General features: G+C 44.5%; 18 protein-coding genes. 5 read left to right on the forward strand and 13 right to left on the reverse strand.

The annotated features are described in order from the left end of the window. Nucleotides 1–10 precede the first annotated feature (10 nt). From fliE to Q7V32_RS11185, 3 genes are read right to left on the reverse strand one after another with little or no spacing between them, the layout of a single operon-like run. Nucleotides 11–328, reverse strand: a complete 318-nt coding sequence (fliE, locus tag Q7V32_RS11175; RefSeq protein WP_304897059.1) for a flagellar hook-basal body complex protein FliE — start codon at nucleotides 326–328, stop codon at nucleotides 11–13. A gap of 54 nt (nucleotides 329–382) precedes the next feature. Continuing rightward, a complete protein-coding gene (locus Q7V32_RS11180; protein WP_304897060.1) occupies nucleotides 383–1,753 on the reverse strand; it encodes a sigma-54 dependent transcriptional regulator in 1,371 nt (456 codons plus the stop codon). Beyond that, nucleotides 1,750–2,976 (reverse strand): PAS domain-containing sensor histidine kinase, encoded by a 1,227-nt coding sequence (locus Q7V32_RS11185; RefSeq protein WP_304897061.1) that lies wholly within the window; start codon nucleotides 2,974–2,976, stop codon nucleotides 1,750–1,752. The genes Q7V32_RS11180 and Q7V32_RS11185 overlap by 4 nt, the downstream gene beginning before the upstream one ends. A 160-nt stretch (nucleotides 2,977–3,136) precedes the next feature. Here Q7V32_RS11185 and Q7V32_RS11190 point away from each other — a divergent pair, with 160 nt between their 5' ends. Beyond that, a complete protein-coding gene (locus Q7V32_RS11190; RefSeq protein WP_304897062.1) occupies nucleotides 3,137–3,355 on the forward strand; it encodes a hypothetical protein in 219 nt (72 codons plus the stop codon). A gap of 32 nt (nucleotides 3,356–3,387) precedes the next feature. Here the strand turns inward: Q7V32_RS11190 and Q7V32_RS11195 are convergent, their stop codons facing one another. Then, nucleotides 3,388–4,839 (reverse strand): sigma-54 dependent transcriptional regulator, encoded by a 1,452-nt coding sequence (locus tag Q7V32_RS11195; RefSeq protein WP_304897063.1) that lies wholly within the window; start codon nucleotides 4,837–4,839, stop codon nucleotides 3,388–3,390. 560 nt (nucleotides 4,840–5,399) lie between these two features. Here Q7V32_RS11195 and Q7V32_RS11200 point away from each other — a divergent pair. From Q7V32_RS11200 to Q7V32_RS11210, 3 genes are all read left to right on the forward strand, one after another. Then, the gene (locus tag Q7V32_RS11200) at nucleotides 5,400–6,656 is read left to right on the forward strand and encodes an HlyC/CorC family transporter (protein WP_304897064.1); all 1,257 of its coding nucleotides are present in this window, start codon (nucleotides 5,400–5,402) and stop codon (nucleotides 6,654–6,656) included. Between the two features lie 227 nt (nucleotides 6,657–6,883). Continuing rightward, nucleotides 6,884–7,513 (forward strand): FHA domain-containing protein, encoded by a 630-nt coding sequence (locus Q7V32_RS11205; protein WP_304897065.1) that lies wholly within the window; start codon nucleotides 6,884–6,886, stop codon nucleotides 7,511–7,513. 6 nt (nucleotides 7,514–7,519) lie between these two features. Then, nucleotides 7,520–7,906, forward strand: coding sequence for a PilZ domain-containing protein (locus Q7V32_RS11210; RefSeq protein WP_304897066.1), 387 nt, complete (start codon nucleotides 7,520–7,522; stop codon nucleotides 7,904–7,906). 39 nt (nucleotides 7,907–7,945) lie between these two features. On the opposite strand, the gene radA is transcribed toward Q7V32_RS11210, so the two are convergent. Next, nucleotides 7,946–9,322, reverse strand: a complete 1,377-nt coding sequence (radA, locus tag Q7V32_RS11215; RefSeq protein WP_304897067.1) for a DNA repair protein RadA — start codon at nucleotides 9,320–9,322, stop codon at nucleotides 7,946–7,948. A gap of 634 nt (nucleotides 9,323–9,956) precedes the next feature. Here radA and Q7V32_RS11220 point away from each other — a divergent pair. Continuing rightward, nucleotides 9,957–10,628, forward strand: a complete 672-nt coding sequence (locus tag Q7V32_RS11220) for a response regulator transcription factor (protein ID WP_304897068.1) — start codon at nucleotides 9,957–9,959, stop codon at nucleotides 10,626–10,628. Here the strand turns inward: Q7V32_RS11220 and Q7V32_RS11225 are convergent. The 8 genes from Q7V32_RS11225 to Q7V32_RS11260 form a co-directional block, all read right to left on the reverse strand. After that, nucleotides 10,625–13,036, reverse strand: coding sequence for a fused MFS/spermidine synthase (locus tag Q7V32_RS11225; RefSeq protein ID WP_304897069.1), 2,412 nt, complete (start codon nucleotides 13,034–13,036; stop codon nucleotides 10,625–10,627). The genes Q7V32_RS11220 and Q7V32_RS11225 overlap by 4 nt on opposite strands. A 52-nt stretch (nucleotides 13,037–13,088) precedes the next feature. Then, nucleotides 13,089–14,162: a phosphotransferase gene (locus Q7V32_RS11230; RefSeq protein ID WP_304897070.1), complete on the reverse strand. Its 1,074-nt coding sequence runs from the start codon at nucleotides 14,160–14,162 to the stop codon at nucleotides 13,089–13,091. Nucleotides 14,163–14,371: 209 nt separating this feature from the next. After that, complete coding sequence (gene def / locus Q7V32_RS11235) at nucleotides 14,372–14,905, reverse strand: peptide deformylase (protein ID WP_304897071.1); 534 nt, start codon at nucleotides 14,903–14,905, stop codon at nucleotides 14,372–14,374. Nucleotides 14,906–14,918: 13 nt separating this feature from the next. Continuing rightward, nucleotides 14,919–17,015, reverse strand: a complete 2,097-nt coding sequence (gene ppk1 / locus Q7V32_RS11240) for a polyphosphate kinase 1 (protein WP_304897072.1) — start codon at nucleotides 17,013–17,015, stop codon at nucleotides 14,919–14,921. A gap of 23 nt (nucleotides 17,016–17,038) precedes the next feature. Next, entirely contained in the window at nucleotides 17,039–17,698 is a 660-nt protein-coding gene (locus tag Q7V32_RS11245; protein ID WP_304897073.1) for a trans-aconitate 2-methyltransferase, read from the reverse strand. Continuing rightward, on the reverse strand, nucleotides 17,682–18,596 hold the full coding sequence (locus Q7V32_RS11250) for a 1-aminocyclopropane-1-carboxylate deaminase/D-cysteine desulfhydrase (protein WP_304897074.1): 915 nt from the start codon (nucleotides 18,594–18,596) through the stop codon (nucleotides 17,682–17,684). Before Q7V32_RS11250 ends, Q7V32_RS11245 begins: the two co-directional genes overlap by 17 nt. A gap of 247 nt (nucleotides 18,597–18,843) precedes the next feature. Next, a complete protein-coding gene (locus tag Q7V32_RS11255; RefSeq protein WP_304897075.1) occupies nucleotides 18,844–19,359 on the reverse strand; it encodes a hypothetical protein in 516 nt (171 codons plus the stop codon). Then, the gene (locus Q7V32_RS11260) at nucleotides 19,344–20,246 is read right to left on the reverse strand and encodes a hypothetical protein (RefSeq protein WP_304897076.1); all 903 of its coding nucleotides are present in this window, start codon (nucleotides 20,244–20,246) and stop codon (nucleotides 19,344–19,346) included. Before Q7V32_RS11260 ends, Q7V32_RS11255 begins: the two co-directional genes overlap by 16 nt. Nucleotides 20,247–20,369 lie beyond the last annotated feature (123 nt).

Consider the following 20,369-nt stretch of genomic DNA (forward strand, 5'->3'; position numbering starts at 1 on the left):
TAATCGCTATTTACATCGGCATATTCATAACGTCTTTATAAGCATCGACCAGTTTGTTTCTGACCTGGACCATGGCTTGAAAAGAGACGCTGGCCTTTTGCATTGAAATCATGACTTCCGCTAGGCTGGCATCGGATTCACCGGTTTCAAAAGCAGTTGCCATTTTGTTTGAGGTGGATTGAGCATCATTGACCGAGTCAATTGACTGTTTCAGTAGCGATGCAAAATCAGGTTGATCCGTTTTTTGGATTTCACTGGGCTTGTTTCCGGCCTCGATTGACATGGACCGCATCTGGGCCAGTACTTGTGTGATATTCATATCGCTCATGGGAGACCTCACTTGTTTTTGACACTATAGATCAAAGCAATTACCAAGCCAGTCTCAACAAGGAATAACGACACCGGATTCTTTCATCCTCGCCAATTTATAGCGCAAGGTTCTTGGGCTGATACCCAGTTTTTCAGCGGTGTTTTTCCGGCTGCCTTGCTCGTTCTGCAAGGTATTGAGTATCACTTTTTCTTCGGTGGATCTGACTTCATCATCCAATCCGCCTGAAGAACGCAACTCCGCATCATCAAGCGACGATGCCCGAAGAGGCTCTCTGGCAGGCCTGTCTGGGTTAAACGCATGGCCCTCCTCGAACATCAAATCGTCAACTTTGATCGATTCGCCAGATTTTAATATCAACGCGCGCTGCACGACATTTTCCAGCTCCCTTACATTTCCCGGCCAGGAATACGCTTGTAATTTGGCGGCGGCTGCTGCATCAAAATCCGGCAAATTGCCTGATTGGCCGCCATGACGGCGCAATAATTCTATTGCCAGCGGCAAAATATCGCCGGGACGTTCTCTTAACGCCGGAATTTTTATTGGAAAAACACTGAGGCGATAATATAAATCTTCGCGAAACTCGCCTTGCTCGACTTTTTGTTTCAGGGTTTGATTAGTCGCCGCCAAAAATCTGACAGTCAGCGGTATTTTCTTTTGACTGCCTATCCGTTCGACTTCTTTTTCCTGGAGTACGCGTAATAATTTCGCCTGCAGGCCGATATCCATCTCGGCAATCTCATCCAGCAACAATGTGCCGTTTTGAGCTTGTTCGAATTTGCCAGGCATCGATTGCAAAGCGCCGGTAAACGCTCCTTTTTCATAACCGAACAGCATGGCTTCCAGCATGGATTCCGGGATGGCCGCACAGTTTATGGCAACAAAAGGTCCTTGATTATAAAGGGAATGATCATGAATATAACGCGCAATGACTTCCTTACCTACGCCGCTCTCCCCTTGCAGCAATACGGTTACATCCGATTTGGAAACCCGGGTGATTAATTCATAAAGTTTTGCCATGCCCTGATCCTGAACAATCTGGTCATTGGCTGCCGCAGGATTTGCAGCAACGAATTCTTTGACTTTATTGACCAGACTCAAGGCATCGAATGGCTTGATCAGATAATCCACCGCGCCCGCCTGAATCGCAGCCACCGCTTTTGGTATCGTGCCGTATGCCGTCATCAGGACCAACGGAGTACCTTTATGCTTGACCTGCATATTTTGTAATAATTGAAAGCCGTCCATCACAGGCATCTGCACGTCACTGACCACTAAATGAAAGCGGTTTTCAGCAAGTTTGGCCATCGCATCCGTCCCATTACCGGCCGCCAAAACAGAATAACCTTCGATTTCCAGCGTGTCGCACAAAGCTTCGCATAACGCTTTGTCATCTTCTACGATTAAAACATCATACGAATTCATACCCATTCTCCTGACTGAACTTCGGCTTCAAAAAAACCACTGGGCAATATTGACCAGCGCTCGGCATGGACCGGTATAGAGAACGCAAAGCGAGACCCTTCACCAAGTACCGATTGACAATCCACCGAACCGCCATGAGCTTTGGCCACCGTTTCAACAACAGCCAGGCCCAATCCGGTACCGCTTATTTTTGTCGTATAAAAAGGCTCAAAAACTCTCTTTCGATGCTCTTCGGTCATACCCGCCCCATCGTCCGTTACGGTAAAACAAACAAAATCAGCTTCATTCATTGACACATCCAGACTGATATTGCCTTCTGAACCGCAGACCTCTATTGCATTATTCAATAAATTAACGACAGCACCTCGCAGCGCATCTTCGTTGCCTTTGATGGTTTCCACGTCCACCTGATGAGTCAGTTTGAAATTAATGGCTGAGGAGAGGGACTTTTCTCGCAGTGTCTCTTCAACTTGCGCCAAAAAATCGCTTAAACAGAACGTCTCCATCGTCAGACGGCCTTCTTTCGCATACATCAACATATCGCTGATCTGCCTGTCCAAATAATGCAACCTTTCCACCAGGGTATTAGAAAATCGTTGCCGCTTGCTTTCATCCAGAGTGGGTTTAGTCAGGTGGGATGCATACAGAACTGCGGTCGATAAAGGCGTGCGTAATTGATGAGCCATACGCGCAACCATTTCCCCCATGGCCGACAAATGCTTTTGTTGATTAACAGTGTCCTGTAAACCACGCATTTCGGTCACATCGGACAGCAAAATAAGTTGACCGGAATTATTGTTCAATTGACTCTGGCTAAGACTGACGCGCCTTCCGTCTGGTAATTGAAGCTCGTGAGGATTGTCGAATAACGCTAAAAGCCGTTGCTTCAGGATTTCGTTCCATGTCCGGCCCAGCAAGGGTTCTCCCAAAAAACTCAACGCCACCGCGTTGAAATCGACAATACGCCCGTTTGAATCCAGTACGATGATTCCGGCCGGGAGCGCCGCGAGAATCTGCTGCAGCCGATCCGCAATTTTTTCGTTTTCAATCAGCGTCTTTAGCCGGTCACTTCTGGCCTGAACGAGTTCTGTCCGCAGCTTTTCGACCTGCTTTTCCAGGCTTTGATAGGAATCAGCCAGATTTTCCGATAGCTCATTAAAGATTCTAAAGGCATCTGCCAGCTGTTCGGTTTTATGTGATGAAAGATTTGATGAGGTTTGCATATCCGATCGTCCGTAAAATGACGATCAAAGATCATGCGAATTTAATACCAAGTGCTATTTAAGCTATAAAAGACAAGCAATTGAGGGAATGTAACCCGGTGGTAAGCGTCAAGAATTTGTTACTGAAGTTTCCCACTAATTTCAAAAACGGACTGTCATTATGCTTGAGCCACATGAATTATCGATAGGGTATGTGCGTAAACGCAGCAATTCTCAATTTGAAGGAAAAAAGGGCTGGGAAGCTTTTCGAGAATGTCGGCAGCAGGGATGCTGCCGTCAAGACCCCAATGAGGGGTTTACGGCGTTCCTCGAAAGGCTTTTCCCAGCCCAAAGTGACGCTGAAAATATCAAACTGGGAATTGCTGGGGTATTACTTTGATTTGATTAAAAAGGCCTGATTATGACTAAGTATTACCGCTGTAAATCATACTTGCGTAATTTTTCAACCAATGTCGTTCTTTGCATTTTCAATAACTTGGCGGCATGGGCGACGACACCGTTAGATTCGGCAAGCGCTTGTCGTATCAAATCGCTTTCCATATCGTTGAGGTATTCTTTCAGGTCAATTCCCTCTTCCGGCAAATTCACCGATCCTGAGCCCGACATCACTGGCACTGCGGACTTGGCTGCTTCTAAAATCGGGGTAACTTCCAGCAATGAAAATCTAAAGTTCTCAGGTACTTCGTATTGCTGAAATTTTTCGGGTAGATCGGAAGCATCAACCAACCCCTTAGGAAAAATGATCGCCATTCGCTCTATCAGATTTGCAAGTTCTCTTACGTTACCAGGCCAATCATGCTGCATCAAAACGGCCAACGCAGCGTCGGTCAAGCGAACTGATCCCCGGCCATCATTTTCCAGGCGATGGATTAGATCTTTTACCAAAATGGGGATATCTTCTTTGCGTTCTCTTAATGCGGGCACTTCAATGGGGAAGACATTAAGCCGGTAAAATAAATCTTCACGAAAGCGGTTTGATGCAATTTCTCCCTCAAGCTTTCGATGCGTGGCCGCAATAATTCTGACATCACATTGAATGGTCCTATTGCTGCCGACTCTTTCAAATGACCGCTCTTGCAAGACACGTAAAAGCTTGACCTGCATAGGCATGGGCATATCGCCGATTTCATCGAGGAACAAGCTACCGCCTTCGGCCAATTCAAATCGGCCTTGGCGAGAACTTAACGCGCCGGTAAAAGCACCTTTTTCGTGACCAAACAACTCACTTTCCAGTAATTCTCCTGGAATGGCTCCGCAATTAACCGGCACAAAAGGGCGATTCGCTCTGGCGGATGAATCATGCAGGGTTCTTGCTACCACTTCCTTGCCGGTACCGGATTCTCCCAGAATTAATACGGTTGCATCAGAATCAGCGACCTGACTGATCAGCTTGGAGACTTGAATGATGCCGGAACTGTTGCCTCTAAGACGCGGTTTGTTGGTTAATCTTCTATCATAGACTCGACGGTCCAGTTGATGCCTTCTAGCGACCTGTTGTTCCTGCGTCAACGGCAACCTGTCGAGTACCCGCTTAAAATCAGGATAAATCAACGGCCAATCCAGCGTCTGATTAACCATCGTGTCCACACTTGAGGACAGATTGACCGGCTCCCCTGCCTTTTTAAGCAGAATGATGATTTTTTTCTCATTCTTATCGATGATGGATCTGATCACCAGGGCCTGCTTATCAATACCGTTGCCAATAAAAACAGCGGCACAATCATAAACTTTTTGATCCAGGACTTCGGAAAAATCTCCGGACGAAGAAACGCAAACTTCAAACTCCATAAACGTAAGTATTGTTATGAATTCTTGAATCCTGGAATGCTCATCATCAATTAACCAAATGCAAGGCCAAGCCATAGATTTACTCATTACTTAAATTGTTAAAATCCAAAATCAATGTATTCCTCTGCAAGTACTTTATATGAATTCGATCATCGTGCCGCCGCCCTTGAAAACGCTGTTACCCAGCACGCTGATCATTAACTTACTTCTGCCGGCTTGGCAAAGGCTTGCAGACCCATCGATACAGCTCGATTTAATGCTTAGAGATTAGACTAATTTGATAAAAAGTCTTTTTTTTGCGCTTTTACTAAACCCGTAAAATTTGTTCAATTTTTTTAAATTGATGGGCATGATTATCAGCCAAGAGCAGCATTTCTTTGTTAAGGACCACCCTTATCATGTCTCTTTCTTTAATGCCTATTATTTATTTCAAACAAGTCTGGCAAGCAAGCCTTGAATCTATCGCGATCAACACAACCCAGGTATTTAGCTATCCCGGATTTACGAATACTTAATACCGCCTCCTTGACACGGGCAGAAACATTGAATAAATAACGGAAAAACGGGTTATGAGCTTGACAAAATCCTTGTATTGGGGAAACTAAGCTATCTCAATTGGATAGAGTAATTTTGTTTTGAACGATATTCCCCTCAGTTTACTTTTTGGTGCACTTGCATTATTGCTCCTTCTTTCAGCTTTTTTCTCAGGGTCCGAGACTGCTCTGATGACCTTGAACAGATACCGGCTGCAACATCTTGTCAAGCACCATCACAGAGGAGCAATCAAAGCACAAAAACTGCTGCAAAGACCTGATCGGCTGATCGGCATGATACTTCTTGGCAATAACTTTGTTAATATTCTCGCTTCATCCATAGCGACAATCATTGCCATCCGAGTGGGCGGTGAATCAAGCATTGCTCTCGGTGCCGGCATTCTGACCGTCGTCATTCTTATCTTTGCTGAGGTCACACCAAAAACACTGGCAGCCATCAAACCTGAACTTTTAGCGTTCCCCTCGGCATGGATTTATATTCCGATGCTGAAAGTTTTCTATCCTTTCGTGGCCACCATCAATTTTTTCTGTAACCTGCTGCTTAGATTGTTTGGTATCCATGTCACAAAAAATAAAAAAGAAACCATCAGTAAGGAAGAGCTGAAAAGCATCGTATCCGAAGCAGAAAGCTTGATGCCCAAGCGTTATCAAAACATCTTGCTGGGCATACTTGATCTTGAGAGCGCTACTGTAGAAGACATCATGACTCCTCGCCAGGAAATAGTCGGCATAGACATTGATGATCCGATTGAAAACATTATTGAAATCATCAAAAACAGCCCACATACCCGTTTACCGGTGTTTAAAAAGAGCATTGATCGCGTCGTTGGATTCCTGCACTTACGCAGCGTATTAACTCATCTTAATCACGTAACTTTTGATAAAAACGATATATTGGAAACATTGATCAAACCCTATTTCATTCCGGAAAACACGCCATTACACAATCAGTTACAACATTTTAAATCCGAACGGTTACGCATCGGTCTTGTCGTTGACGAATACGGAGACGTTCAGGGCCTGGTTACGCTTGAAGATTTACTGCAGGAAATTGTCGGTGAATTAGTCAGCGATGAACAAGGCGTAAGCAAACTTACTGACGGGGGGTATCTGGTAGACGCTTCTGTAACAATCCGCGAATTGAACAGAATCACCGGCTGGAAATTACCGACTGAAGGACCTAAAACCATCAATGGCTTGATTATTGAGTTCATGGAGACCATTCCTGAACCGGGCACCAGTGTCAGATTACATGGACATCCTTTGGAAATTATCAAACGAACAAAAAACTCGGTCACTCAAGTCAAATTCTATCCAAATCAAGGCATACCGGACTAATGCCTATTCAGTAAGCCAAATAAATTTTCTGTTAATCAATACCGGATTTTCTGGACCACAAAAACTCGGTTGTGTTTTATATAAAAAAATCAAATATTTATTAAACATCAAGATGAACTGCCTCTTGATGTTGATGTAGACAGTGGATTTAATCATCACCTGCTTAAGCAGCAGCAACAAATACGGTCTATACTTTCAGCTCTAACAGTAGGTAACCTGCAACCAGAATGGCAAAATTTACGGTTTTCTTTAAAGATAAAGTTATCAGCTCTTCCCTATTCGATAGCGGAGTGGTGCATATTGGTCGCGATGAAACCAACACTATCCAGTTAGACAGCCTTGCTGTGGCTCCTGCTCATGCAGCCGTGATTATCCGGGAAACTGGCGATATCATAAAACAACTCAATGATGAGTTTCCGCTAATCATCAATAACGCGAAAGTTAAAGAAGCCGTTCTTAAGAACAATGATAAAATCTTACTCGGCAAACACACCCTCATTTTCAACACCTCCGAGTCGGCTCAAGCCACTATTTCTCTCCCCGATAGTGACGTTGAGTTACTTAACCAGGAAATCCAAAACGACATCCAATTACCCGAAGCCAATCTTCAAATCATAGACGGTAAACACATTGGGAGAGTGCTGCCGCTTAAGAAAGCCATGACGCGTTTGGGAAGAAACGGAAATGGCGTTATCGTCATTGCCCGTAGAAAAGAAGGGTATTTCGTTTCGGCTTTGGAAACAAATAACTCGCTAAAACTGAATAAACAGATCTTGGGCGATCAATCTTTAAAACTCAATACTCTAGATGTCATTGAAATCGAAAACACCTCACTTCAATTTTTTCAAGTCAGTTAATACTTTATGAACTCAGAAACCTCAACAGACAAGCGCAAATTTCAACGGATTTTTTATAACGCGCAGGCAGAATTGAGCAATGGAGAATCTACGTGGAAATGTCAAATTCGTGATCTTTCACTGAAAGGCTGTTTGTTAAATTTTTGCGAGGCTTGGCAGGGCGAAATTGATAGCCTTTATACCCTATCGTTCGACTTATCCAATGACATCAGCATTACCATGTCAGTCTCGGTATCCCATGTAATCGGGGATAATGCGGGGTTTAAATGCGAGCATATCGATATAGAAAGCATCACCGCACTTAGACGCCTGGTCGAACTCAACCTGGGAAACAGCGAATTGCTGGAAAGAGATTTGGCCTCGCTGGCCGAATACAGCAAACCCGATGCTTAATACCCTGAAATATACCGCAAGACAATTCAATTCTGGATTTTAAAGTTCCGATAATACCGTTAACGCATCTGACAATGTCGCAACAGGATAGATCTTTAGATCGGCAATCGGCTTTTTAGGCGCGTTAGCTTTGGGAATGACTGCCGCTTTAAATCCGTGTTTGGCTGCATCATTGAGCCGTGCATAGCCATTGGCTACCGGTCTTATCTCACCATTTAAACCCAACTCACCAAAGAACAGCATGTTATGGGGGATTATTTTATCCCTGAGACTCGACACAATGCTGATCACAATGGCTAAATCAGAACTGGTCTCGGTCACTTTTATGCCACCAACGACATTGGCATAAATCTCATCAGTTGCCGTAACAATACCGCCATGCCGCGACAAAATCGCCAGCAGCATCGCCAGTCGGTTTTGGTCGAAGCCCACAGCCAAGCGCCTGGGATTTCCGTATTGACAATCAGTCACAAGGGCTTGTATTTCAACCAGCAAAGGACGAGTGCCTTCCCATAAAACAGTAACAACACTGCCTGATGAAGGTTTTTCAGCGCGGTTTAAAAACATGGCAGATGGATTTTTTACTTCTTTAAGCCCTGTGCTGTCCATTGCAAAAAAACCTAATTCACCAATACTGCCAAACCGGTTTTTATCGGCTCGCAACACTCGAAAACGGGCATCGTCTGTTGATGACAACACCACTTGTGTATCCACAATATGACTGAGCGTCATAGGCCCGGCCAAAGACTGATCCTTGGTAACATGACCCACTAAAAAAATCGAAACATTGTGCCGTTTGGCATACTGGGTCAAATAACTGGCTGATTCCCTCACCTGAGATACAGCACCGGGTGCGGATTCGGTAGATTCGTTGAACATGACTTGAATTGAATCGATTACGACGACCTGAGGTTTTATTTCATCGAGTATTTCGCAGATCTGCTGCACCGACGTTTCTGCCAGCATTTTAATTTTATTGGCCGCCAACCCAAGCCGATGGGCTCTTTCCGCTATTTGTTGCAAGGACTCTTCGCCTGACACATAAAGCACGCTGATTTCTCTTTGCGCAATGTTGGCAATAGCTTGCAATAGAATCGTACTTTTTCCTGCTCCCGGAGCGCCACCTATCAAAATGACGCTCCCTTTAACTACCCCTCCTCCCAACACACGGTCAAATTCAGCAATTCCGGTAGAGAGCCGTTCAGCTTGGGCCAAATCAACATCCGATAACCACTTTACCGTGGATTTGCTGCCTGCATAACCTTCATTTGCGCCTGCTCTATCATTTTTACCGCTACCCAACCGCACTTCCTTAATGGTGTTCCACGCACCACACACCGTGCACTGTCCATTCCAGCGCGGATAATCAGCCCCACAATCATCACAGACAAACCCGGTTTTAATTTTTTTAGTCATATCCGTCTTTTAATGTTTCTTTTATTATTCTGAAAAAGCCGGTCATTTTTATACAAAATTAAGGCCAGGCCATTGAAACTTACCGGATATTAGCGATATCCGGCCGATTGCAGTACAAAAGCTACAATAAAGGTAAAAGGTATCTGTTCACTCCTGCTATTTTATTGGGTGCAGGTGGTTGATTGAAAAGGCTTCTGCAACAGGGATGTTGCAGAGAGCTACATGAACGTATTGATGCGTCCTTTGAAATAGGGTATCTGTTTAATCAAAATACCCAGCGAAATTTATTTTCCCTGATTCTAAAAGCTAAACTTGAACTAAACTAAGCGCATTGACCTGAATGTTATCGCTTCAGCTGGAATCTTTCCTTGATTTAGCAATTTAAGACAGTGCATAGTAACTACGCTAAACCAATCTACATAAAATAATTGAATTTCAACTATGGCGAATTCAACCTATAAATTCAATTACCTTTTAATTTTAAATTTATGCAACAAACCGTTATTCAGCATCACGAAAACAAAGCATGAAACGACCCATAAGAAATACATCCTATTTCTCAACAATGGTAGGGCTGCTTGACCCACTATTTTCGTTTTGAAGCATTCATGCTGTCGGCAAAAACTTATTAAAAATGGCTAACTTATCTAAAGTAATCATTTGCACCCATGACCCCTTGCTCGCCAGCAGATGGGAGGCACAAGTTCAAACAAAATTTACCGTATGCCAAGTATCGGAATTAGAGAACCTGACTTCGTATTTAACACCTGATACTCAAACGGTTTTGATGATACATGGCGAGCCTTTCAAAAATAGCCTGAGAAGCCTGAATAATGTCTTCCAACCTCAACTTAAAATACTGATTCTTGGTCAGCATTGGCCGGAAAACTTGCAGATTGAAGCACTCATAAACGGTTGTTCCGGCTACTGTGATGTCAACTCAAACGAAACATTGCTTATCAAGGCCATTGATTGTTTATCGAAAGGTGACACCTGGATACCGCGTCATCTGGTCCCTCGAGTCATCTCGGAACTGACAAAATTCAAACAAAATCATCACTCAGCTGAGCTAACCAAAACAGTTGATGCGAGCCATCCACTCAATGTGCTGACAGCACGAGAAATGGAGGTTGCACAATTGATTGCGAAAGGTGAAAACAATAAACGCATTGCGGCTATGCTCAATATCTCGGAAAGAACGGTCAAAGCCCACCTGACGTCTATTTTTAGTAAATTGAAAATTCTGGACAGACTGCACTTGGCTTTGTATATAAAAGAAGTTACCGACAAACAATCTTCTAATTAATCCCCGCGTCCTGTTAAGGCCTCGTATTTTAACATTTCATCTTGAGCAGCATTTAAACGCCCTTCATACTTAAAAACTTCTGCGCTATGCCGATGCAAACCAGCCCTGGGGTAGCTTTTTAAATGTTCCGGTATCTGCGATAAATAGGCATCCTGCCCATTATTCAGTTTCTGCATAACGTCGATTAATTCGACTCCCACCAGCCAATGCTCCTTCCCGGACTTGATCAGGCGCTGACGGATGGGCGCTGCAAACTCAATAAGCGGATGATCGTCACTGTTGATAGCCACCTTTGACAGGTCGTTTTTAATACTAGACAAATCGCCGACGTAATAGTGCAGGAGGTGTTCTTTATCATGCTGAAAAAGTTGAGCCGAGCTTGATAACGATTGGGACGTTTTGTGCCCCAATAAGCCGATAACCGGCCTCAACGCCGAAAAATCAGCCCGCCATACCGTCACTTGTGGAAAGACAACCTGCAGGGTACGCGCAATCACTTCAAAGTCAGTACGGCTTAATTGATAGGCCGGTAACCATTGCATAAACAAGCCATTATCATCAAGGCGCCCGGCAACAGCCTGATAATGTTCAACGGCATATAAGCTGCCCGTTCCTGCTTCCCAGGGCACAAACAAATCGCTGATAATCACATCAAACTTTTTAGAAGTTGCCCTTAAAAAATGCCGTCCATCTTCATTCAGAATTTGCACACGAGGATCGTAAAACAGATTTTGTGTATAGGGACCAAAAAAACTATCCGCTGCCTGGATAACACCGCTCAACAGTTCTGTCACAATCAGACTGCGTAGTGGATAATTTAAAGTACCGCCGGCGCTGATACCGGTTCCCAAGCCCAGCATATAAATATCGCGAGGTTGTTCATGCAGGTACAAAGGCATGTAGCCCAAAAACTGCTCCAAGGGCATCGAAGCAGTTCCGCCTAATGTGTAGTGATTATTAACCTTAAGCTTTAACTGTTCGCCCTGTTTCACCACCGCCACGGTTCCTGCGCTACTCTCCCAATAAGCCATCAGACTTTCATCTTCATTGATTGGATCGACACTGACCACAGGCAGTTTTGCTGTATCAAACACCGATACCGTCAACGCTATTGCCGCCAACGTGAATAACTGGACGAAATGATGTTCTATCTTCAGTCGCTGATACCAATAAAGCCCCATCAGTAAATATACAACCGCACAAAAACGAATACTTGCCCATAAGCCCATTAAATCAAGCATGACAAACCCGGCCAATAAAGAACCGGCTATCGCCCCCACTGTATTACTGCTGACCAGCCGCCCAATCAATTGACTGGATTGTTTCTCACCGCCGGCCATGCCCATCAGCAAAGGGAAAACAATGCCTACTATCAAAACCGGAGGACCCATCACCACCAGAGCCAGTTCAGCTACGCGCCAAACGTAGCCGCCCCAGCCAAAATCGGAACTGATGTATCTCAATTGATCGGTCCACATCATAAATACAAATGGCGTAGCGCTGACCCATAGGCCTCCGGCGAGTAATGCAGACAACAGAGAAAAACCAGGATCGAACCTCGATTTCAACAACTGTCTTGCTATAAATCCGCCTAAGGCAAGACAAAAAAGAAAAACCATCAACACAATTGAAAATGTATAAACCGAATTCTGCAAAACTTGAGAAAACATCCGGCCCCATAGAACCTGTAATCCCAGTAACAAAAAGCCGGATAGAAACGCAAATTGAGTGAATGTACTGAAGTGAAGCACTTCGTGAAGTGAATGTGTCTTTGCAGAGCCGGGCAGGTTAAAATGCCGATGTTTGGACAAGGCCAGAGCAATCAATCCTACGCCCACAGAAATCAGCATTGCCAGCGCATAACACCACCGATAGCCGATCAACGGCGGCAAATAAAATCCGGCGAGTAAAACACCAACAACCGCGCCCAGCGTGTTGATGCCATACAAAAAAGCGACATGACTTTTAAAGCCGAAATCAGAGGCGATCACCGAAGTGATGACAGGTAAAGTGCCCCCCATAAAAAAGGCAGGAGGCGTCAGAATAAGTATTGCCAAAATAAACTTCAGGCCTAGAAATAATGCGGCTGATTGTCCGCAACATTCAAATAGGATGGGATAAATCCAGGTGTAGATTTTTAACAGTACAAAATAGCCTAAGGCAAAGAACGCAATGCCCAACTCCAAGCCGGCATAGGATTTTAGCGAACTGTGAAATTGACCGGCCCGTTGCCCCCAAAACTTTGCACCCAGGGCTAATCCCAAAAAAAATGCAGTCAGAGTTGCCGCCATCGCTTGGCTGGTATTGCCGAAAAGTAAACCCAGCTCTTTAAGCCATAAGACTTCATAAATCAGTGCAGCGGTTCCCGACAGAAAAAAAAGCAGCGTGAGTGCACTGTTCCTTAACATCAAGAACTCACCACGAATAGCCTAATCGCATTGAATAATTGAATTTTATGATCTAAACCGGCAAGGACTCAAATGAATCCAGCTCTTCCATCGCAATAACACTTCGCCGGATCAGCTCAAGATTGATCGCTTTATCCATCATCCCGCCGACCGCTAAGGTTACGACCATGGCTTCGAAAGGATAGACCAGATGAGCCCGGTAGCGATTGAGTAATTGATTAAAATTCATCGAAATACCGCCTTGTTCTTGAAGGACCTGATAATAACAAAACAACAGTGACGCTTCATGGCGACGTCTAATCTTGGGCTCCAGAGCGGTCGCGAGAAAATAGGCAATATCACTGACCCCCTCGCCTATTCGAACTAATTGCCAATCTAAAAAACCGGGAAAAGTTTGGTGCCAAAATAAATTACCGGGATGGCAGTCATGATGAATGAGAGTTTGAGGCCCTTGATTAAGAAACTTCATGATTTTACGCCGGTTTTTAGCGTAGTTAAGCGCCAAAGGATGGCAATGGGGAGGCACAACATCAGCTGCCAACCTTAAACCACGCTTCATTAAAGGCACTGCCAGCGCAGAGCCAAGCCAGTCCTCCAATCGTCTTACCGAACCGGCCAGCCATCGGTAACCATGAGGATTAACATTGATTTTATTGTGAAAATGTGCATGAAAATGAGCCAGTTGTTTAACCACTAATTCGGCTTGTTCAGGGCTTAAAGTATCTTCGGGATTCCCTGGAATAGATCCGGCTTCAGTCACATCCGTTAAAACCAGAGTTGCACCTTTACCGGGTTTACTCTGTCCGGCCAAAACACAGGGACGATTAACCGGTAGCGTATGAGCAATTTCTTTGTAAAAGCGGACTTCTGTTTGTAATAACTGGGGTAACGCTGTAATGAGTCGTGCTCGCCAATTTAAAGAAGGAAACTTAACAAACCAAAGCCTCGGAAAAGATTCAGGGCCATTATGATCCACAGCAACTCGCATGCGAGTGGTGGTCCCTGTTTCTACCGAAACAACCTTAACGTCATTCACCTCTCTGTTTTGATGATGCTTGTTAAGTATCGTTTGAGCCCAAGCAACGGTTAAATCGCTGGGATTACGAAGAATGATATCTTTTTCCATGATGATTAATTATTTTTCTTATTGACGAAATGTATTTGGGGGTAAAACGTTGTAACTTGATTTCAAGAATAAAAAGTATATTTGAATAGCATTATTTTTCTGAAAACCAGAAAAAAACTTGGATGTTTCGTGATGCTATTCAAAAAAACAAAGGGATGTTGGCATCCTTTAGGCAAAATGCTTGTAAGGAATTGCGTTTAGAATAAAAGCTAAGCCATCAGCTTGAGGTACTCCTGTTCGCTATAAATATCGCGATTGTTCTCAACACGGTCAAGATAGACCGTCCCGTTCAAATGATCATATTCATGTTGAAAAACGCGCGCAACAAAATGGTCCAGGTTCATTATTTTCCGGCAACCCTGATCATCAAGAAAGCGAACGGTTAAACTCAAATGGCGAGGTACTTGGGCCCGAATACCGGGGATGCTTAAACACCCTTCCCAACCTTTTTCCATTTCATCAGAGCAATCAGTGACTTCCGGATTGATCATGACTGTGGGCTCCATATCCGGCGCATTTGGATAGCGTGGTGTTGGCCGCGAAGCTATTATAACCACTCTCAACGGCTCGCCGATTTGCGGTGCAGCAAGTCCCACCCCCTGTGTGGAAGCCAGGGTACAGAGCATCTGATCAATCAATCTTTTAACATTGGGATCGGAGACATTGTCCACAGGTGCTGCAATTTCGCGCAACACCGGCGCACCCAATTGAACAATCTCTCTGATCTGGACTGCGGTTTTCATTCTTTATCCCTCGTTAATGTTGCAAGGTATGCAAAAGTTCACTTTGTGCCCGAACTTCTTCTTGACCATCACCGGGGGCCAATTGGACATAATGCCCATCCGATTGGAGTTGCCAGGCTTGGGAATTATCGCTTAAATAAAGTGCCAAATCGTTACGAATACGCTGATGCAGTTTTTTATTTTCAATTGGGAAACAAGCTTCAACCCGGCGGAACATGTTGCGATTCATAATATCGGCACTGGATACGAAAATTTCCTGATTGCCGTCATTTTCAAACGCGTAAACCCGGGCATGCTCCAGAAACCGGCCGATAATCGAACGAACCTCAATATTATCCGAGACACCGGGTATGCCCGGACGCAGGCAACAAATACCACGAACGATCAATTGCACTTTGACACCGGCTTGAGAGGCGCGATAGAGCGCCTTGATCAGTTGCTCTTCTACGACGGCATTAACCTTAATGATGATGCCGCTTGCCTTGCCTTTATTGGCATGATGAATTTCCCGTTCAATTTTTTCCATCAAGCCACTGTGCAGCGTAAAAGGCGACTGCAATAGTTTATTGAGTTTAGTGACTTTACCCAAACTGGTTAATTGCGCAAAGATGCGTCTGACATCTTCACCCAACTCTTTATCGCAGGAAAACAAACCGTAATCGGTATAAAGCAACGCGGTTTTAGGATGGTAATTGCCGCTGCCCAAATGGACATAATTACGCAGTTTTTTTCCTTCCTTTCTCAGTACCAAACACATTTTTGCATGTGTTTTGTAACCCACCACACCATAAACAACATGAACGGCGGCTTCCTGAAGCTTTGAAGCCAAATTGATATTGGCTTTTTCATCAAACCGGGCCATTAGTTCAATAACCACCGTCACTTCTTTTCCAGCTCTGGCCGCCTTTACCAACGCACCGACGATCGGCGAATCAACTCCGGTACGGTATAGCGTTTGTTTGATCGCCAACACATCTGGGTCAGTGGCTGCCTGCCTGATAAATTCGACTACCGGTAAAAAGGATTCAAACGGATGGTGAAGTAAAATGTCATTTTTATCAATCGCACTGAATATTTCTTTGTTTCTGGCCAATTGCGGCGGAACAGACGGTTTGAATGGCGTAAATTTAAGCTCCGGCCTTTCGACAAGATCGATAATTTCACGCAAGCGGTTAAGATTTACCGGACCATCGACCAGATACAAGCGATCGCGAGTCAGCTCGAATCGAGCCATCAGAAAATTAACAGTTTCCTCAGGACAATTGGCATCAATTTCAAGCCTCACTTCATCGCCGTAATTGCGCATGGCCAGTTCACCTTCAACGGCCAATAACAGATCATCGATGGCGTCATCGTCCACAAAAAAATCACTGTTACGCGTCACTCTGAATTGGTAACACCCTTTGACATTCATGCCATTGAACAAATGCTCGACAAACGCATGAATAATCGACGACAAAAAAACGAATTCGTGCTGTCCGCTGTCCGTTTCCGGAGGAAACTGAATTATGCGCGGCAACGCTCGGGGTGCCTGCAGAATTGCCCTGCCGCTGTTTCTACCGAAGGCATCTTTCCCGGTTAATGAAATAATAAAATTTAAACTTTTATTCAAAATGCGCGGAAAAGGATGCGCCGAGTCCAGACCGACCGGAGTCAAAATAGGCAATAATTCTTCATTAAAATAATTTTCCAGCCACTTGTGCTGTTTGGACGTCCAATCCTTGCGGCGGATAAAACGAATATTTTCATCTTTTAGTGCAGGAATCAGAATTTCGTTGAGCACACGGTATTGCTCGTCAACCAGTTGATGGGCTTTTACCGATATACGATCCAACTGCTCATGCGGTGTCACGCCGTCCAACCCGATAGCCTTAGGATTCATACCGGTCATTTCCAGCAAGCTAGCGACCCGTACTTCAAAAAATTCATCCAGATTCGAACAGGAAATACACAAGTAATTTAAGCGCTCAAGCAAGGGAACCCGTTCATCTTTTGCCTGCGCTAATACCCGGACATTGAATTCAAGCAGACTCGATTCGCGGTTGATGTACAACTCATACGCATCAAGATTGACAGGGGTCTGAGTCTCGCTAACTTTTTCGTGTTCCATTTTTTTTCTCTTTATGCAAACGGTCAGGCAACAAGGCCGGAAATAAACACATGTCGATCGCTGACGAGCTCGATATTTAAATTCAATCGCGCTTGTTTCAGTTGTTCTTCTATTTCTTCAAGGGTAAATGCGGCCAATAAAGAATGATAAAAATCATGTTTCAGAATAGCAGGTTCGTCCGCAGAATAGTGTTCAACTAATTCAGATGCCGCCATTTGACTGGCTGGTCTGACCAGATCCATGACGGCCACCTGCGTTCCGGGCCGAGAGTAATCTTTAATGACACGCCAAAGCGCTTGAGGTTCCGGCAAATGATGTAAAAGACTGTTACTAAATATTAGATCGTAATACGGACAAGGCAGTGAAACCCGGGGCAATTTTGCCTGAATAAATTCAATACGGCTTAATACTTCGGCAGGTAAATGATGCGCTGCAAAGCTCAGCATTGGAAGCGACCCATCAACCGCATGCAGACTCGCATGTTGAAAGGCTTTTACGAAACGGACGGCAATATCGCCGGGACCACAGCCTAAATCCAGCGCCATTCCGCAAAATGATTCAGCTGAAACCCGTTGTTGCAACAGTTCGATAAACCGATTGTGAGGGATCGAAAAGTCGGCCAATGCATAAGCTTCCACTTGCGCTGGATCCAGCATCAATTCCGGTTCAGTTTGTCGTAGCATCAACTGTAAATCCTCTGTTCCCTTGTATTCCGCCGGTATGAATGGCAATAATTATTTGACCGGGAGGAATGTTACGCTTTTTTATCAAATCATAAAGACCAAATAGCATTTTCGCCGTGTAAACCCGATCCAGCTCAATGCCATTTGTTTTAGTAAAAGCCGACATAAAATCAGTCAGCTCCTGCGTCGTTTTAGCAAAACCACCAAAATGGTAATCAGTGTTGACACGCCAATTCGAGCGTGGGACTGACAGCCGCTTTGTAACATCATTAACTAAAAAATGACCGCCCTTCAAGGCTGAAAAGCCTAGGATTTGAGACGTCAAGGGTGCCGATTCAATTACCCCTGCCAACGTTGTTCCGGTTCCGCAGGGCACACAAATCATGTCATAGGCCTGATCAATTTCGGCAACCGATTCAGCCACCCCTTGCAACGCCCATTTTAAAGCCCCGCCCTCAGGCAACCAATATTCACCTTGTTTCAAGCCAGGTAACGCATTCCATTCAGCATAATTCCTAAGCTCTCGGTAATCTGACCTTGATATGAAGGTCAGTTTCATACCCCAGTCCGTCAGATCGTCCAGCGTAGGATTGGCATGAGGCTCCCCTCTTATGAAACCTTCGGTTGCCAAACCCAATTTTTTTCCAACATACGCCAAAGCATGAAGATGATTGGAAAAAGGACCGCCCATACTGATGATTTTTTGAACGTCTAAAGAAAGCGCATGATTCAGAATATATTTGAGCTTACGCCATTTATTACCGGAAATAACTGAATGCAGTAAATCGTCACGCTTTAAAAACAACTGGATGTCATGAGCAGCCAGAAAAGGATCATTAACTTGAGTCAAAACTGAACGGTTAAAACTACTTTCTAATTCCAGTAACTGCTTGTGCATGTTAAAGCTGCTTGATCCTAAAAACCGAAATGAACAAAAACATAAATCTGTAAGGCATGTGTTCTTTGAGCCAAGCCATGATTTTACCCTCTATGGAATAACTGCGTAGTTTGGATTGTTTGCTTTTTAAATCCGGCAATTACCGGCATGACATTGAATATTGGCTAACTATCGCCAAGAATAACATCCTCTTTACAAAAGGGAGATTGACGGCAATCCCGTTAAAAGTTAAGCGTATTTTATAGGATCAAGCCACCATTTGCCGGAGACTCTGCTGCATAGCGGCTTTAAATGCAGGATCGTTGGTTCGCCGTTTATACAACTCTAGTCCATTGCGTTGACTCTTAAGCATCACGTCTTCAAATTTCTTCTCAAAAGCCAATATCCGGGTATGAACATCGGGGTTCTTTTGGTATTTTTCCGGGAAATCAGGATGCGCTTTAATGCCGTCTGCAATAGTGATGAACTTGATACGCTGCTCTTCCGGCGTTGCCCCCCAATCCTGGAACCAGCGTTCGTTAAAACTGAGGATGATCTCATTCAATGGGGCATGCTCCTCGTTGCCGCCATACGCACTACACGGATTGGGGTTTTGCGGCTCCAGTTCAGTTTCGCCGGCATCCAGACCAATGCTGTGATTGAGTTTGACCCGTTCCAAACCATAAGACGACAAATCCACCGATTCCAGCAATGCGTCAATCTGATTTGCATTCGGGTCTTTTATAATCAGTTTGGGAATCAGAAATTTCAGGAACCAGAACAATTTCTCCCAAACGACAATTCAAGCGGGATGATAGAGGCCATTTGGTCATAGATTTTGACAAACTGTTTAGCCTTGATCTTGAAGTCAGCCTTTTGCAGATCGGTTAACGCAAATTCACTGTTAAAACGAAATGCTGCTGTAACAATAATCGGGCTTAGTTGCTGGGCATCGGCATTGTCGAAATACAGTTCGACAAACGGCTCAACCTCATGCCACTCATAGACACCTTCAACGTCCAGTGAGTCTTTTAATTCGTGCAAGACATTGACATCCGTGGCTTCTGACAAACGCGTCGCGGTATAGAAAGGGTCGAAGGCCGTTTTAATGTCGTCCACCGAATTAAAGAAATCCAGAATGAACAAATCTTCAGTTTTCTTACCCCACTTGGCCGCGGCTCGATTTAACCGTGATAAGGCTTGCACCGCCAAAACCCATTGCAGCTTTTTATCGACATACATGGTGCATAGCTTGGGTTGATCGAATCCGGTCAAGTATTTGTTGGCCACAATCAACAATCGGTACTCGTCCTTATCGAAAAAATCGCAGGTCTCGTTTTCGACAAAGCCTTTCATCTTTGCTTCGCTGTACTCGATGGCATCCACTTCTTTAGTGCCGGAAAAGGCGATGACCACTTTGAACGGATTGCCTCGGTCATTTAATACCCGGCTAATCGCCTGATAATAACGAATGGCCGCTTCGATATTCTGGGTAATCACCATGCCCTTGGCTTTACCCTTGAGTTTTTTACTGTTGACCACCTGCGGAATGAAATGATCGAGCATGATTTCCGCTTTGATAGCGATAGTCTTTAGGGCTTCCAGGCACCTGTCGGTCAATTGTTTTTCGATCCCTGCGTCCAGAGCTTGTTCATTGGTGCTTGGAGCCATCTCTGTTCCTGATTTGTATATTTTGCAGTCGCTATAAATACAAAAACGTCATGTCAGCATGAGTTATCCAATGAGGTTGATCAATTAATTTATTGAATTTTATGTTTTGTAGGCCGAAAAAAG

It is taken from the genome of Methylicorpusculum sp. (genome assembly GCF_030651835.1).
Lineage (GTDB): Bacteria > Pseudomonadota > Gammaproteobacteria > Methylococcales > Methylomonadaceae > Methylicorpusculum.